The following is a 15,035-nucleotide window of genomic DNA, read 5'->3' on the forward strand; positions in this document are numbered from 1 at the left end:
GCGAACCGGGCGGGCCCGGGGCGGGGCCCGCATACGGTCGAGCCATGTCCGACTGTCACTCAGAAGCGTGTCAGTGCGGGTTATGGCCGGTTGGGCGGAATCCGCTCATGATGCGGCCATGACACCAAACCTGACGCGCCGTCATGTCCTGGGGCTCGGCGCCCTCCAGGCCGCCGCGGCGCTCGGCTTCACCCGCATAGGTCCGGCCGCCGCCGCGGGCGCCGAGCCGCCACCCGCCCGGTACGCCCCCGCCATCGTCGTCGGCTCCGGCTACGGATCCGCCGTCGCCGCCCTGCGGCTGGGGCAGGCGGGCGTACGCACCGTCGTCCTCGAAATGGGGCGGCTGTGGGACACCCCCGGTCCCGACGGGAAGGTCTTCCCCGCCACCTCGGCGCCCGACCACCGCTCCATGTGGTTCCGCACCCGCACGGAGGCCCCGCTCGCGCAGTTCCTCTGGCTCGACGTGGTCAACCGCGACATCAGCCCCTACCCGGGAGTACTGGACCGGGTGAACTACGGCGACATGTCCGTCTACGTGGGTCGGGGCGTCGGCGGCGGCTCCCTCGTCAACGGCGGCATGGCACCCACCCCGCGCCGCTCGTACTTCTCCGAGGTGCTGCCCCAGGTCGACGCCGACGAGATGTACGGCACCTACTACCCGCGCGCCCGCGCCATGCTCGGCGTCAACGACATCGACCCGGCCTGGTTCGAGTCCACCGAGTGGTACCGCTTCGCCCGGACCTCGCGCAAGCACGCCCACAACACCGGCCTGAGGACCGTGTTCGTGCCCAACGTCTACGACTTCGACCACATGAAGCGCGAGGCCGCCGGCACCGCCCCCCGCTCCGCGCTCGCGGGCGAGGTCATCTACGGCAACAACCACGGCAAGAAGAGCGTCGACAAGACCTACCTCGCCGCCGCCATCGGCACCGGCAACGTCACCATCGAGACCATGCAGCGCGTGGTCGGCGTCCGCCCCGACCCGGCGGGCGGCTACGTACTCACCGTCCGGACCAGCGACCTCAGCGGTCGCGTCACGCAGGTGCGCGAACTGGGCTGTCGCCAACTCTTCCTCGGCGCCGGCAGCCTCGGCACGACCGAGATCCTGCTGCGCGCCCGCGAAACCGGCACCCTGCCCGCGCTGAACGACCAGGTCGGGCTCGGCTGGGGCCCCAACGGCAACGTCATGACGGCCCGCGCCAACCACATCTGGGACACCGTCGGGGCCAACCAGGCGACCATGCCCGCCCTCGGCATCGACGACTGGGACAACGCCGCCAACCCGGTCTTCGCGGAGATCGCCCCGCTGCCCATGGGCTTCGAGCACTGGATCTCGATGTACCTGGCCATCACGAAGAACCCGGAACGCGGGCACTTCACCTACGACGCCGCCGCCGACTCCGCACGGCTCCAGTGGCGCCGGGAGCAGAGCGACCCGTCCCTGAACGCCGCCAAGAACCTCTTCGACCGCATCAACCGCAGGAACTTCACCGTGTACCGGCACGACCTCTTCGGCGGCAACCGGGCCTTCGCCGGCGACTTCACCTACCACCCGCTCGGCGGCTGCGTGCTCGGCCGCGCCACGGACACGTACGGCCGCGCCAAGGGCTACCAGGGCCTCTACGTGGTCGACGGGTCCCTCGTCCCCGGCTCGCTCGGGGTGAACCCGTTCGTGACGATCACGGCCCTCGCGGAACGGAACATGGCGCGGATCCTCGCCGAGGACCCGCGCTAGCCCCTAACCCCGGACCCGTCAGGCCCGGTACAGGTTCTCGATCTCGTCCGCGAAGTCCTTCGCCACCACGTTCCGCTTCAGCTTCAGCGACGGCGTGATGTGGCCCGACTCCTCCGTGAACTGGGAGGGAAGAATGCGGAATTTCCGCACCGATTCCGCCTTGGAAACCGCCGCGTTGCCGTCGTCCACGGCCTGCTGGACGGCGGCGATCAGGTCCGCGTCCTCACGCAGCTCCGCGGCCGTCACGCCCGCCGGCTTGCCGTTCTCCGCCGCCCAGCGGCCGAGGAACTCCTCGTCGATGGTGACCAGCGCCGCCACGAACGGCCGCGCGTCGCCGACCACCATGCACTCCGCGACCAGCGCGTGGGCGCGGATCCGGTCCTCGATCACCGCGGGCGCCACGTTCTTGCCGCCCGCCGTGACGATGAGTTCCTTCTTGCGTCCGGTGATCGCGAGGTAGCCGTCCTCGTCGAGGGTGCCGACGTCACCGGTGTGGAACCAGCCGTCGGTGAGCGCGTCGGCGGTCGCCGCCTCGTTCTTCCAGTACCCGGTGAAGATGTGCTCGCCGTGCAGCAGCACCTCGCCGTCGTCCGCGATGCGCACGACGGAGCCGGGGAGCGGCTGACCGACCGTGCCGATCTTCTGCTTGTCCCACGGGTTGAAGGTGGTGGCCGCGCAGGATTCGGTCAGGCCGTAGCCCTCCAGCACCGTGAAGCCGATGCCGCGGAAGAAGTGCCCGAGCCGCTCGCCCAGCGGGGCGCCACCGGAGATCGCGTACTCGCCGCGTCCGCCGAGCACCGCGTGCAGCTTGCTGTAGACGAGCTTGGAGAAGAGCTTGTGCTTGAGCTTCAGCCCGAAGGACGGCCCGCGCGGGGTGTCCAGCGCGCGGCTGTACGCGATCGCCGTCTCGGCCGCCGCGTCGAAGATCTTGCCCTTGCCGTCGGCCTGTGCCTTGGCGCGAGCGGAGTTGTAGACCTTCTCGAAGACGCGCGGCACGCCGAGGATCAGCGTCGGCCGGAAGGACTGCAGCTCGTCGGTCAGGTTCTTGATGTCCGGTACGCAGCCCAGCCGGATCGGCGCCAGCACGGCCGCCACCTCCACCAGCCGCCCGAAGACGTGCGCGGCCGGCAGGAACAGCAGCACCGAGCACTCGCCGGTCTTGAACAGCGGGCTCAGTCGCTCGACCGCGTTGCCGCACTCGGCGAAGAAGTTCCGGTGGGAGAGCACGCAGCCCTTGGGGCGGCCGGTGGTGCCCGAGGTGTAGACGATGGTCGCCGGGTCGTCGGCGTTCGCCAGACCGCTGCGCTCGTCGACCTCCGCGTCGGTGATCGCGGCGCCCGCGGCCTTCAGCGCCTCCAGGGCGCCCTGCTCGATCTCCCAGACCTCGCGGAGCTCCGGCAGCCGGTCGCGCAGCGCGGCCACGGCCCCGCTGTGGCCCGGGCTCTCGACGATCGCCGCGGCGGCGCCGGAGTCGCCGAGGATCCACTGGATCTGCTCGGGGGAGCTGGTCTCGTACACGGGGACGGTGACCGCGCCCGCGCTCCAGATCGCGAAGTCGAACAGCACCCACTCGTAGCGGGTGCGGGAGATCAGGGCCACCCGATCGCCCGGCCGGATCCCGGCCGCCATCAGACCCTTGGCGGCGGCCCGCACCTCGGCGAGGAACTCCGTCGCGGTCACGTCCTGCCACCGGCCGTCGACCTTGCGGCTCATGACGGCGGTGTCTGGATGCTGAGCGGCGTTGCGGCGGATGAGATCCGTCAGGTTCCCGTCCGACGGGACCTCGTACAGAGCCGGAAGGCTGAACTCGCGCAAGACTGCTGCTCCTCTGGGCGCCATCGCCACCGTGTGGACCGACCGGACGTTACCCACCGGTAGTGGGTTCCGGATAGAGGGAACCGGCCAGATGTTCCGTGCGTCACATTCTGTACATCGTCAGACATTGCCGGGACGCCGGACGCCCGGTATCGGCGATGCCGACAGTAGTCGACCCCGTTTGCGACTCGGAAGTAACCGCAGGTCCGGCAGGTCTCAGGGGTCGCTCTACCCGTCCGGCCCGGTCGCCCCTAGGGTGGCGGGCATGGGTGGCAGCAGGAGTCGTACGAAGATCCACGTCGTCAGCGACGTCCACGGCAACGTCGAGGCGCTGGCCCGCGCCAAGGGCGACGCCGACGCGCTGATCTGCCTCGGTGACCTGGTGCTCTTCCTCGACTACGCCGACCACTCGCGCGGCATCTTCCCCGACCTCTTCGGCGTCGAGAACGCCGACCGCATCGTGGAACTGCGCACGGCCCGCAAGTTCGAGGAGGCGCGCGATTTCGGCCGCCGACTGTGGGCCGGGCTGGACCGGGACCGCCTGATCGAGGAAGCCGTCCGACGTCAGTACGCACAGATGTTCGCGGCCTTCCCCGCCCCGACGTACGCCACCTACGGCAACGTCGACGTCCCGTCGCTGTGGCCCGAGTACGCGGGCCACAGCACGACCGTCCTCGACGGACAGCGCGTGGAGATCGGCGGCCGCGTCTTCGGCTTCGTCGGCGGCGGCCTGCCCTCACCCATGCGCACGCCCTACGAGGTGAGCGAGGAGGAGTACGCCGCCAAGGTGGAGGCGCTGGGCGAGGTCGACGTGCTCTGCTCGCACATCCCGCCCGAGGTCCCCGAGCTCTGCTACGACACCGTGGCGCGCCGCTTCGAACGCGGCAGCGAGGCCCTCCTGGCCGCGATCCGCCGCACCAAGCCGCGGTACGCGCTCTTCGGGCACGTCCACCAGCCGCTGGCCCGGCGCATGCGGATCGGCGGCACGGAATGCGTGAACGTGGGCCACTTCGCCTCGACCGGGCGACCGTGGGCCCTGGAGTGGTGAACCGGGCCGCCGCCCACGCGGCGGACGGAGGCGCTGGAGTGGCCGCACCCACACGCGCGGTAGCCTTCACGCGGCGGCCGGAGGCCTCCCGCACACTTGTCGAACAGTCCCCGGAGGAGCGACCGCGATGGCGGAACACACCAGCTCAAGCATCACGATCGAAGCCTCGCCGGCCGACGTCATGGCCGTGATCGCCGACTTCGCCCGCTACCCGGAGTGGACCGGCGAGGTGAAGGAGGCCGAGGTGCTCGCCACCGACGCCGAGGGCCGGGCCGAGAAGGTGCGCCTGCTGCTCGACGCGGGCGCGATCAAGGACGACCACACCCTCGCCTACTCCTGGAAGGGCTCGGACGAGGTCAGCTGGACCCTGGACAAGTCCCAGATGCTGCGCCAGCTCGACGGCTCCTACCGGCTGGCCCCGCTGGACGGCGGCCGGCGTACCGAGGTCACCTACCAGCTGACCGTGGACGTCAAGATCCCGATGCTGGGCATGATCAAGCGCAAGGCGGAGAAGGTCATCATCGACCGCGCGCTGGCGGGCCTGAAGAAGCGCGTCGAATCCGCCTGACCCCGACGCCGGGTCGGCCCCGGGCCCGGCCCGACCGGCGGGCTTGTCCTGAACCCGGGCCCGGCCCGACCGGCGGGTCTGCCCCGACCGGCGGGGCAGACCTGTGACGCCGGGCCGTCCCGACCCCGGGCCCGATGGTGACCCGGTCCTGAGCCGGCCGCCCCGACGGGCCACCCGCACGGGGCGTCGCCCGGACCGCCCGCGAGGTCGCCCGCCCGCTCCGAGCCGGGCGCGGCTGCCGCCCCGGGCCCGCGCCGCGTCCGCGCCGGGTCCCCGCCACCGGACGGGCCGGCCGGGGTACCGACCCACCGCCGGTACTCGCCCGAGGGGGGACCCTCTCCGGCCGTGCCCGGTCCCGTTGCACGCGTCGCGCTCCGGGCCGCGCAGATTCCGCTTTCGCTCCGGGAGAGGGGCAGGGGCACGGGCCGGTGCCCGATCGCCGGTCCGTTCCCCGGCCGCGCCCGACCCGTTCCCGGGGCGCCCCCGGGTGGCCCGCACCGCCCCGCGCACGAGGAGAACCATGCCCCGCACCCTGCTGATCACCGGCCCCGGAGGGGCGGGGCGGACCACCGTCGCCGCCGCCACCGCGCTCGCCGCCGTCCGCGCCGGACAGCGGGTGCTGCTGCTCTCCGGGGACCCGGCGGCGGACCCCGGGAGCGTCCCCGGCCTGCGGTTCGCCGGCATCGACTCCGGCGAGGAGTTCCGCGCCGAGCTCGCCGCCCTCCAGGAACGCGGAGCCTCCCTCATCGGAATGCTCGGCGGACGCCCGCTCGGCGCCGAGGAACTCACCGAACTGCCCGGCGCCGAACAGTTCGCCCTGCTCCGCGCCCTGCGCCGGGCCGCCGCCACACCCGCGACCGACCTCGTCGTCGTCGACATGCCCCCGTTGCACCAGACCGTGACCACCCTCGCCCTGCCCGCGCAGCTGCGCCGCTACCTGGCCCGACTGCTGCCCGCCGAACGGCAGGCCGCCCGCGCCCTGCGCCCCGTACTGGCCCAGCTCGCCGGCGTCCCGATGCCCGCCCAATGGCTGTACGAGGCCGCCGCCCGCTGGGACGAGGAGCTCGCCGCCGTCCAGGCCGTCATCGAGGACGCGGGGACGGCCGTACGTCTCGTCGCCGAACCCGGGGCCGCCGCGGACGACGCCCTGCGCGCCGGCCTCCTCGGCCTCGCCCTGCACCAGCTGCCCGTCACCGACCTGGTGGTCAACCGGCTCGCACCCCGGAACTCCGCCGACCCCTGGATCGCGGGCATCGCCGCCCGGCAGGACGAGTTCCGCGAGGCGTGGAGCCGACGCCTCCCCCTGGTCGACCTGCCCCACCCGGGCCGGGAGCCGCGCGGTCCCGAGCAACTGGCGGCCCTCGCCACCGCGGGCCCCCTCGTTCCGCCGGACGCCCCCGGACGCCCCCGCTGGAGCGTCGAGGACCGGCGGCCCGAGGACGGGGTACTGGTCTGGGTGGTGCCACTGCCCCGCGCCCGCAAGAGCGAGCTCGACCTGATCCGGCGCGGGGACGAGCTGCTCCTCGCGGTGGGCCCCCACCGCAGGATCGTTCCGCTGCCCTCGGCGCTGCGCCGCTGCACCGTTTCCGGCGCCGGCCTCACCGACGGCGTCCTGCGCATCCGTTTCACCCCGGACCCGCAGCTGTGGCCCCGGGCGCACTGAGCGCCGTACCGCCGTTCGGGTAAGGTCGAATGTGGCTGCACCGTACGCCCCGCAAGGAGAGTCCGCGATGAGCGAGACCGCCGACCGCCCCACCGATGACGACGCCTGGGCGAAGGCCTGCGAGGAGGACCTCGCCGCCGAACGGCAGCGCCGCCGCGCCGGACGGGACGGCGCGGGAGCGGGCAACGGAACCGCCGCCGAGGAACTGTTCAAGCTCTTCGACGCCGTGGCCGAGAAGGTCTCCTCCCTGAACAACCCGATCGTCGGCGCCGTCGCACAGGACGCCGTACGCCAGTTCGTCAACCAGGCCAAGACCGCGGCCAAGCCCGTCGTCGAGCGCAATCCCGAGGTCTTCGACCACCTCGCGGCCGCCGGAGCGGAACTCCTCGCCGCCTACCGCTCCGCCGTCGAGGGCCACGAGCGCCGGTGGACGCGCGACGAACCGCCCACCGCACCGAACCCCCGCGCGGACGGCGGACCCGGTCACGGACCCGACGAGGACCCCGGAGCGGGCCCGGCCGAGCGGATCGATCTCGACTGATCCTCCGGCTGCCTCGGGTACGGTGGGCCGTGGCGGGGCTTGACCGGAAACCGAGGGACTAATGGGACTCACCATCGGCGTCGACATCGGCGGCACCAAGATCGCGGCCGGCGTGGTCGACGAAGAGGGCACCATCCTTGAGACGTACAAGGTGCCCACCCCACCGACCGCGGACGGGGTGACGGAGGCCATCTGCGCCGCCGTCGCCGAAGTCAGCAGCAACCACACCATCGAAGCCGTCGGCATCGGCGCCGCCGGATACGTGGACGACAAGCGCGCGACCGTGCTCTTCGCCCCGAACATCCACTGGCGGCACGAGCCGCTCAAGGACAAGGTCGAGCAGCGCATCGGCCTGCCGGTGGTCGTCGAGAACGACGCGAACTGCGCCGCCTGGGGCGAATACCGCTTCGGCGCCGGCCAGGGCCACGAGGACGTCATCTGCATCACGCTCGGCACGGGCCTGGGCGGCGGCATCATCATCGGCAACAAGCTGCGGCGCGGACGCTTCGGCGTCGCGGCCGAGTTCGGCCACATCCGCGTCGTCCCCGACGGCCTGCTGTGCGGCTGCGGCAGCCAGGGCTGCTGGGAGCAGTACGCCTCCGGCCGCGCCCTCGTCCGCTACGCCAGGCAGCGCGCCAACGCCACCCCCGAGAACGCGGCGATCCTGCTCGCCCTCGGCGACGGCACCCCCGAAGGCATCGAGGGCAAGCACATCAGCCAGGCGGCCCGCCAGGGCGACCTCGTGGCCATCGACTCCTTCCGCGAGCTGGCCCGCTGGGCCGGCGCCGGACTGGCCGACCTCGCCTCGCTCTTCGACCCGTCGGCCTTCATCGTCGGAGGCGGCGTCTCCGACGAGGGCGACCTCGTCCTGGACCCGATCCGCAAGTCCTTCAAGCGCTGGCTGATCGGCGGCGCGTGGCGACCCCACGCGCAGGTGCTGGCCGCTCAGCTCGGCGGCAAGGCCGGACTCGTCGGCGCGGCCGACCTGGCCCGCCAGGGCTGACCCGCCCTTCGTCGTGACCGCCCGTCGTGCCCCTTGGGGGAGCGGCGGGCGGCTGCGTATGTTGCGGACATGGACCCGACGCCGCACCTGCCGCCCAAGTCCCGTACGGAGCCCGACGGTTCCGTCGTCATCCGGGTACTCGACTACAACATCCGCTCGTTGCGCGACGACGAGGACGCCCTCGCCCGGGTGATCCGGGCCTGCGAGCCGGACCTGGTCCTCGTCCAGGAGGCCCCGCGCTTCTTCCGTTGGCGCAAGCACGCGGCCAGGCTGGCCGCGAAGTGCGACCTCGTGGTCCTCGGCGGCGGGGCGACGGCGGCCGGGCCGCTGCTGCTGTGCTCGCTGCGGGCCCACGTCGAACGCACCGAGGACGTCCTGCTCCCGCTCACCCCCGGCCGGCACCGGCGGGGCTTCGCCACGGCCGTGGTCCGCTTCGGAACGGTCCGCCTCGGGGTGATCAGCGCACACCTGTCACTGGCTCGGGACGAGCGGATGCGGCAGGCGCAGGCGCTGCTGGACCGCGCGGGATCGATGGACGTCCCGTACGTGATCGCCGGCGGAGACATCAACGAGACCCCGGACGGGGCCGCCTTCGGCCGGCTCGCGGGGGCGCTCCAGGACTGCTGGGCGGTCGCCCCCCGGGGCGGTGAGCACACGTTTCCGGCGGCGCCGGGTGCCGATCGGCGCATCGACGCCGTGTTCGCCTCCCGGGAGGTGGAGGTGCTGGCCTGCGGGGTTCCCCTCGGGGTGCCGGGCGTGACGGCGGCCGATCTGGGGGCGGCCACCGATCACCTGCCGGTGCTGGCCGTGCTGCGGTTGGCGGCTGCGCCGGCCTAGGTGTGCGGGGCGCTGCGCGGGCCTGGGCGTGCCGGGCGCTGCGCGGGCCGCTCCCCGCCCCGCCCCTTCGCCGTTTCCCGGGGCTGTGCCCCGGCCCCCCTCCGGGGGCTCCGCCCCCGGACCCCCGCGCCTCAAACGCCGGCGGGGCTGGATGGGGCCGGGTGTCGGCGGGGCTGGATGGGGCCGGGTGTCGGCGGGGCTGGATGGAGCCGGGTGTCGGCCGGGCCGGATGGGGCCGGATGTCGGCCGCCGAGCCGGATGAGGGCCCCGCGTCCCCCACGCACTCGGGCGCGGGGGACGCGAGGGGACGCGCGGTCAGACCACCGCGCCGCGGCCCGGATCGTCGTCGTCGTCCTCGTCGCCGTGGGCCATGCGGGCCACCAGGGTGGCGAAACCGCCCAGGAAGCCGCCGATGCCCAGGGTGGTCAGCCACCACGTCATGTTCCACTGGAACAGCACTGCCAGGAGCAGCAGCACCGGGCCGCCGACCACCGCCAGCCACGCGAACTTCGCCGTCGTGTCCGCGGGCGGGAGTTCCGGCTCCGGGGGAACGAAGTGGCCCTCCTCCGACGCCAGGTCGTCGTCCTTGGGCTCGGCCGGTGTGTGGTCACGGGGACCCGTTCCCGGTCCGCCCACGCCCGGGGCGAAGACCACCGAACTGCCCAGCGGCGGCAGGGGATCCGGGTCGGCTCCCTTGCCGCTGTCCTTCTCACCGGGCTTGCCGCTGTCCTTGTCCATGCTCCGGTCCGCGTCCGGCCCGGGAGCCGGCGCGGCCGGCTTCACGTCCTCCTCGGGCAGCATCAGGTTCTCGATCGGCCGGAACGGCCGGGCCCCGGGCGGGTCCGGGGGCTCCTGTCCGTATCCGGCGACGATCGCGGCCCACGCCGCCTCCTCGTCCAGCGGGGGAACGCCCCCGGACGACTCCTCGTGCTCAGCCACCGCTGGCCGCCCCCTCCTTGCCGACGCTCTTCGCGAGCCGACCGACGAACGCATAGCTGTCCGCGAAGATCCGCTCCGCGTCATGGTCCAACGTCGCGACGTGGTAGCTCTGTTCCAGCAGGGTCTCGGTGACGTCCGTGGACGACACCCGGGCCAGGATGCGTGCCGAGTCGACCGGCGGTACGACGTGGTCCTGCGGGCTGTGCAACAGCAGCACCGGCTGGGTGACCTGCGGCAGCTCGGCGTCGACCAGCCGGAAGAACTGGCGCAGGGAGTGCGCGGCCCGCGTCGGGACCCGGTCGTAGCCGACCTCGACGGAGCCCGGCTTGGCGATGTCGCTGGCGATCCCCGGCGTCGACCGGATGAAGTGCTTGGCCACCGGAAGGGCGACGGCGAGCGGGTCGTGCACCTTGTTGGCGGGGTTGACGAGCACGATGCCGCTGATCTCGTCCCCGTGCTTGGCCGCCAGTCGCAGGGTCAGCGCGCCACCCATCGACAGTCCGAACACGAACACCTGCTCGCAGGAGTCCAGCAGCTCCCGCAGCGCGCGGTCGACCTCCGCGTACCAGTCCTGCCAGCCCGTGAGCTGCATGTCCTGCCAGCGCGTCCCGTGCCCGGGCAGCAGCGGCAGTGACACGGTCAGTCCGCGCTCGGCGAGGTACTCGGCCCAGGGGCGGAGCGACTGAGGCGAGCCGGTGAAGCCGTGGCAGAGAAGCACGCCGACCTCTCCGCCCTCGTGGCGGAACGGCTCTGCTCCAGGGAGGACGGGCACCAGAGTCTCCTTGTCGATCAGGATGCGCGGGGGTACGGGGAGCGTTGCGCTGTGTGACTTCACCGTACGCGACCGGGGTGGCACCGACCAGGGTCGTAGGGCCGCTCCGGGCGGAGGCAGGGGTTAAGGTCTGTTCGACAGACACAGGAAGGCTTTCGAGTTGATCTACGGCGCAATGAAGTTCTCCATCGGCGGGTCCCTGAAGCTCGCCTTCAGGCCGTGGGTGGAGGGCCTCGAAAACATTCCCGCGGAGGGGCCGGCGATCCTCGCGAGCAACCACCTGTCCTTCTCCGACTCCTTCTTCCTGCCGGCCGTGCTCGACCGGAAGGTGACCTTCATCGCGAAGGCGGAGTACTTCACCTCCCCCGGGGTCAAGGGCAAGCTGACGGCCGCCTTCTTCAAGGGCGTCGGCCAGCTTCCGGTGGACCGCTCCGGCGCGCGCGGTGCGGGCGAGGCCGCGATCAAGAGCGGCATCGACGTCATCGAGCGCGGGGAACTGTTCGGTATTTACCCCGAGGGGACGCGTTCACCCGACGGCCGCCTCTACCGGGGCAAGCCCGGCGGTCTGGCCCGGGTGGCACTCGCCACCGGCGCCCCCGTGATCCCCGTCGCGATGATCGACACGGAGAAGATCCAGCCGCCCGGCAAGGTGGTCCCGAAGCTGATGCGCCCGGGCATCCGGATCGGCAAGCCGCTCGACTTCAGCCGCTACCACGGCATGGACGGGGACCGCTTCATCCTGCGCTCGGTGACCGACGAGGTCATGTACGAGATCATGAAGCTGTCCGGCCAGGAGTACGTCGACATCTACGCGACGGCCGCCAAGCGGCAGATCGCCGACGCCGAGAAGGCCGAGAAGGCCACCAAGGCGGACAAGGCCGACAGGGCCGACAAGGCCGGCAAGGGTGAACCGCAGGACCGGGTCGCGGAGTAGGCGGGCGGCGGATGTACCGCCCGCAGGGGGTGGGGAGATGGCGAAGCGCGAGCGCGTCGTACGCATGTCGGTCGAGCAGCCGCTGTGGCGGGCCCTGACGGCCTACCGGCTGCTCACCATGGTCTACGCGGTACTGCTGTTCGCCTTCTCCCACAAGGAGTTCGACCGGCCCGGGGTCGCGATCGGCTACCTCTGCGTCCTCGCCGTGTGGACCCTGGCCACCCACCCCAAGGTGGCGAACGCGGCCAGTTGCACCAAGCGCTTCCTCGGCGCCGACCTCACGGTCGCGCTCACCGGCATCCTGCTCACCCCGCTCGCCGACTCCCACCAACGGATAGCCGACGGCGGCTCGACCCTGCCGAGCATCTGGACCGCGGGTTCGGTCCTCGCCTTCGCCATCAAGGGCGGCTGGCGCTGGGCCGCCTTCGCCTCCTCCTTCGTGGCCGCGGCCAACCTCGTGATCCACGCCGGTGAACCCACCCGGGACACCCTCCACAACGTCCTGCTGGTCTGGGTCGCGTCCATCGCGATCGGGTACGTCGTCGAGGTCGCCCGGGCCAGTGAGGCGACCCTCGCCCGCGCCCTGGAGATCGAGGCGGCCACCCGCGAGCGCGAGCGCCTGGCCCGTGACATCCACGACGGGGTCCTCCAGGTCCTCGCCATGGTCCAGCGGCGCGGCACCGAACTGGGCGGCGAGGCCGCCGAGCTGGGACGGATGGCCGGAGAGCAGGAGGTCGCCCTGCGCACCCTGGTATCCAGTGGGCTCGTGCACCCCTCACGGGTCTCCCGCGACGAGTCCCTCGGCGCGCTCGTCGACACGTACGAGGTGGACGAGCCGGAAACCGGGTCCGACGAACTGGACCTGCGCTCGCTCCTCGCCCCGCACGCCGGGTCGAAGGTGAGCTTCGCCGAGCCGGGCACACCGGTGATGCTGCGGGTGCCCGCGGCCCGGGAACTGGCCGCGGCCGTCTCCGCCGCCCTCGACAACGTGCGCAAGCACGCCGGGGAGGACGCCCGGGCCTGGATCCTGTTGGAGGACTGGGGTGACGAGGTGATCGTCACCGTCCGGGACGACGGTCCCGGCATCCCGTCCGGTCGGCTGGACCAGGCGGAGGGCGAGGGCAGGATGGGCGTGGCCCTGTCCATCCGGGGCCGACTGCGTGACCTCGGCGGCAGCGCCGAGCTGGTGTCCGTCCCCGGACAGGGCACCGAAGTGGAATTGAAAGTACCGAGGGGGAGAACCCAGTGAACGCGCCGAACGAACTCCAGGACATCAAGGTGATGGTCGTCGACGACCACCCGATGTGGCGGGACGCGGTCGCCCGCGACCTGTCCGCCGCCGGGTTCGACGTCGTGGCCACGGCCGGGGACGGGCCCGAGGCGGTCCGCCGTGCCCGTGCCGTCGTCCCGCAGGTCCTGGTCCTCGACCTCAACCTGCCGGGCATGCCCGGGGTGCAGGTCTGCAAGGAGCTCGTCGGAGCCGATCCGGCCCTGCGCGTCCTCGTCCTGTCGGCCAGCGGGGAGCACGCGGACGTGCTGGAGGCGGTGAAGTCCGGTGCGACCGGCTACCTGCTGAAGTCCGCCGGCGCCCAGGAGCTGATCGACGCGGTCCGCCGCACGGCCACCGGCGACCCGGTGTTCACCCCCGGCCTGGCTGGCCTCGTGCTCGGCGAGTACCGGCGGTTGGCGACCGACCCCGCGCCGGCCGCCGCCGACGACCCCAAGGCGCCGCAGCTGACCGACCGGGAGACCGAGGTCCTGCGGCTGGTGGCCAAGGGCCTCTCGTACAAGCAGATCGCCGAACGCCTGGTCATCTCGCACCGCACGGTGCAGAACCACGTCCAGAACACCCTGGGCAAGCTCCAACTCCACAACCGGGTGGAGCTCGTCCGGTACGCCATAGAGCGCGGGCTCGACGACGCCTGAGCGGCCCGCTGACCCGCGGCACCGGGCGAACCGGCTGTCGAAGGTCGTACTTACGTCCTCGTACGAGTGAACCGGTGTACGCGACGCCCCGTGATTCCACCTGAATTGCCCGCGCCCGGCCCCTTGTTGTGACCTGCGTCACCACTAGCGTGACCGTCATGGCGAAGGGAGATTCCATGAAGGTCGGAGTGCTCACGGGCGGCGGCGACTGCCCCGGACTCAACGCGGTGATCAGGGCCGTCGTCCGCAAGGGCGTGCAGGAGTACGACTACGGGTTCGTCGGGTTCAAGGACGGCTGGCGCGGGGCCGTCGAGGGCAACACCGTGCCGCTCGACATTCCCGCGGTCCGGGGCATCCTTCCCCGGGGCGGCACGATCCTCGGGTCCTCGCGCACCAACCCGTTCAAGACGGAGAACGGCGTGCGCTCCATCAAGGAGAACCTCGCCAAGTTCGAGGTCGACGCCCTCATCGCGATCGGCGGCGAGGACACGCTGGGCGTGGCCGCCCAGCTGTACGAGGAGTACGGCATCCCCTGCGTCGGTGTCCCCAAGACCATCGACAACGACCTGTCGGCCACCGACTACACCTTCGGCTTCGACACGGCCGTCGGCATCGCCACCGAAGCCATCGACCGGCTGCACACGACGGCCGAGTCCCACATGCGGGTCCTGGTCGTCGAGGTGATGGGCCGGCACGCCGGCTGGATCGCCCTGCACTCGGGCCTCGCGGGCGGCGCCAACGTCATCCTCATCCCCGAGCAGCGCTTCGACATCGACAAGGTCTGCGCCTGGGTCACCTCCCGGTTCAAGGCGAGCTACGCCCCGATCGTGGTCGTCGCCGAGGGCGCCATGCCGACCGACGGCGAACTGGTCCTCAAGGACGCCACGACCGACTCCTTCGGGCACGTCCGCCTCTCGGGCGTGGGGGAGTGGCTGGCCAAGGAGATCGAGGCGCGGACCGGCAAGGAGGCCCGTACGACGGTCCTCGGGCACATCCAGCGCGGCGGCACCCCGAGCGCCTTCGACCGCTGGCTGGCCACCCGATTCGGGCTGCACGCCGTGGACGCCGTGCGCGACGGGGACTTCGGCAAGATGGTCGCCCTCAAGGGGACCGACATCGTCCGGGTGCCGATCATCGAGGCCACCTCGAAGCTCAAGACGGTGGACCCGTCCCTCTACGAGGAAGTCGGCGTCTTCTTCGGCTGACCGCTCCGGGATTCCCCGGTGGCCCGGGCCGCCGTGGCGTGCCGGGCGC

At 72.2% G+C, this 15,035-nt stretch carries 14 protein-coding genes; 11 read left to right on the forward strand and 3 right to left on the reverse strand.

All coding sequences use genetic code 11. From position 1 onward, the window contains the following. Positions 1-118 precede the first annotated feature (118 nt). Positions 119-1,735, forward strand: coding sequence for a GMC oxidoreductase (locus ACZ58N_RS11080; RefSeq protein ID WP_471157801.1), 1,617 nt, complete (start codon positions 119-121; stop codon positions 1,733-1,735). Positions 1,736-1,753: 18 nt separating this feature from the next. On the opposite strand, the gene ACZ58N_RS11085 is transcribed toward ACZ58N_RS11080, so the two are convergent. After that, positions 1,754-3,550: an AMP-dependent synthetase/ligase gene (locus ACZ58N_RS11085; protein ID WP_471157803.1), complete on the reverse strand. Its 1,797-nt coding sequence runs from the start codon at positions 3,548-3,550 to the stop codon at positions 1,754-1,756. Positions 3,551-3,815: 265 nt separating this feature from the next. On the opposite strand from ACZ58N_RS11085, the gene ACZ58N_RS11090 reads away from it, so the two are divergent. The 6 genes from ACZ58N_RS11090 (at position 3,816) to ACZ58N_RS11115 (ending at position 9,210) form a co-directional block, all read left to right on the forward strand. Next, positions 3,816-4,598 carry a metallophosphoesterase family protein gene (locus tag ACZ58N_RS11090; RefSeq protein WP_471157805.1) on the forward strand — a complete coding sequence of 261 codons (783 nt, stop codon included), beginning with the start codon at positions 3,816-3,818 and terminating at the stop codon, positions 4,596-4,598. Between the two features lie 127 nt (positions 4,599-4,725). Beyond that, positions 4,726-5,166: an SRPBCC family protein gene (locus tag ACZ58N_RS11095; RefSeq protein ID WP_281204624.1), complete on the forward strand. Its 441-nt coding sequence runs from the start codon at positions 4,726-4,728 to the stop codon at positions 5,164-5,166. Positions 5,167-5,686: 520 nt separating this feature from the next. Next, positions 5,687-6,829, forward strand: coding sequence for an ArsA family ATPase (locus tag ACZ58N_RS11100; protein ID WP_471157806.1), 1,143 nt, complete (start codon positions 5,687-5,689; stop codon positions 6,827-6,829). A gap of 67 nt (positions 6,830-6,896) precedes the next feature. Beyond that, a complete protein-coding gene (locus ACZ58N_RS11105) occupies positions 6,897-7,370 on the forward strand; it encodes a DUF5304 domain-containing protein (RefSeq protein ID WP_471157807.1) in 474 nt (157 codons plus the stop codon). Between the two features lie 61 nt (positions 7,371-7,431). Further along, positions 7,432-8,373 (forward strand): ROK family glucokinase, encoded by a 942-nt coding sequence (locus tag ACZ58N_RS11110; protein ID WP_388900587.1) that lies wholly within the window; start codon positions 7,432-7,434, stop codon positions 8,371-8,373. Positions 8,374-8,442: 69 nt separating this feature from the next. Then, entirely contained in the window at positions 8,443-9,210 is a 768-nt protein-coding gene (locus ACZ58N_RS11115) for an endonuclease/exonuclease/phosphatase family protein (RefSeq protein ID WP_471157810.1), read from the forward strand. 315 nt (positions 9,211-9,525) lie between these two features. Here the strand turns inward: ACZ58N_RS11115 and ACZ58N_RS11120 are convergent, their stop codons facing one another. Together ACZ58N_RS11120 and ACZ58N_RS11125 are read right to left on the reverse strand one after the other, a co-directional pair. After that, positions 9,526-10,149: a hypothetical protein gene (locus ACZ58N_RS11120; protein ID WP_471157811.1), complete on the reverse strand. Its 624-nt coding sequence runs from the start codon at positions 10,147-10,149 to the stop codon at positions 9,526-9,528. Next, on the reverse strand, positions 10,142-10,921 hold the full coding sequence (locus ACZ58N_RS11125; RefSeq protein WP_471157813.1) for an alpha/beta hydrolase: 780 nt from the start codon (positions 10,919-10,921) through the stop codon (positions 10,142-10,144). Before ACZ58N_RS11125 ends, ACZ58N_RS11120 begins: the two co-directional genes overlap by 8 nt. A gap of 175 nt (positions 10,922-11,096) precedes the next feature. On the opposite strand from ACZ58N_RS11125, the gene ACZ58N_RS11130 reads away from it, so the two are divergent. From ACZ58N_RS11130 to ACZ58N_RS11145, 4 genes are all read left to right on the forward strand, one after another. Beyond that, complete coding sequence (locus tag ACZ58N_RS11130) at positions 11,097-11,855, forward strand: lysophospholipid acyltransferase family protein (protein ID WP_471158294.1); 759 nt, start codon at positions 11,097-11,099, stop codon at positions 11,853-11,855. Between the two features lie 37 nt (positions 11,856-11,892). Then, a complete protein-coding gene (macS, locus tag ACZ58N_RS11135) occupies positions 11,893-13,104 on the forward strand; it encodes a MacS family sensor histidine kinase (protein WP_471157814.1) in 1,212 nt (403 codons plus the stop codon). Between the two features lie 32 nt (positions 13,105-13,136). Continuing rightward, positions 13,137-13,781 carry a response regulator gene (locus ACZ58N_RS11140; RefSeq protein ID WP_471158296.1) on the forward strand — a complete coding sequence of 215 codons (645 nt, stop codon included), beginning with the start codon at positions 13,137-13,139 and terminating at the stop codon, positions 13,779-13,781. A gap of 176 nt (positions 13,782-13,957) precedes the next feature. Further along, positions 13,958-14,986: a 6-phosphofructokinase gene (locus tag ACZ58N_RS11145; RefSeq protein WP_471158298.1), complete on the forward strand. Its 1,029-nt coding sequence runs from the start codon at positions 13,958-13,960 to the stop codon at positions 14,984-14,986. The last annotated feature ends 49 nt before the right edge of the window (positions 14,987-15,035 follow it).

The sequence above is a fragment of the Streptomyces sp. NPDC040432 genome, from assembly GCF_055595445.1.

Bases quoted from the DNA above. Each gene is read 5' to 3' on its own strand.
- ACZ58N_RS11130 (WP_471158294.1), top strand. From the start codon at position 11,097: ATGAAGTTCTCCATCGGCGGGTCCCTGAAGCTCGCCTTCAGGCCGTGG.
- ACZ58N_RS11110 (WP_388900587.1), top strand. From the start codon at position 7,432: ATGGGACTCACCATCGGCGTCGACATCGGCGGCACCAAGATCGCGGCC.
- ACZ58N_RS11105 (WP_471157807.1), top strand. From the start codon at position 6,897: ATGAGCGAGACCGCCGACCGCCCCACCGATGACGACGCCTGGGCGAAG.
- ACZ58N_RS11080 (WP_471157801.1), top strand. From the start codon at position 119: ATGACACCAAACCTGACGCGCCGTCATGTCCTGGGGCTCGGCGCCCTC.
- ACZ58N_RS11115 (WP_471157810.1), top strand. From the start codon at position 8,443: ATGGACCCGACGCCGCACCTGCCGCCCAAGTCCCGTACGGAGCCCGAC.
- macS (WP_471157814.1), top strand. From the start codon at position 11,893: ATGGCGAAGCGCGAGCGCGTCGTACGCATGTCGGTCGAGCAGCCGCTG.
- ACZ58N_RS11100 (WP_471157806.1), top strand. From the start codon at position 5,687: ATGCCCCGCACCCTGCTGATCACCGGCCCCGGAGGGGCGGGGCGGACC.
- ACZ58N_RS11095 (WP_281204624.1), top strand. From the start codon at position 4,726: ATGGCGGAACACACCAGCTCAAGCATCACGATCGAAGCCTCGCCGGCC.
- ACZ58N_RS11140 (WP_471158296.1), top strand. From the start codon at position 13,137: ATGGTCGTCGACGACCACCCGATGTGGCGGGACGCGGTCGCCCGCGAC.
- ACZ58N_RS11090 (WP_471157805.1), top strand. From the start codon at position 3,816: ATGGGTGGCAGCAGGAGTCGTACGAAGATCCACGTCGTCAGCGACGTC.
- ACZ58N_RS11145 (WP_471158298.1), top strand. From the start codon at position 13,958: ATGAAGGTCGGAGTGCTCACGGGCGGCGGCGACTGCCCCGGACTCAAC.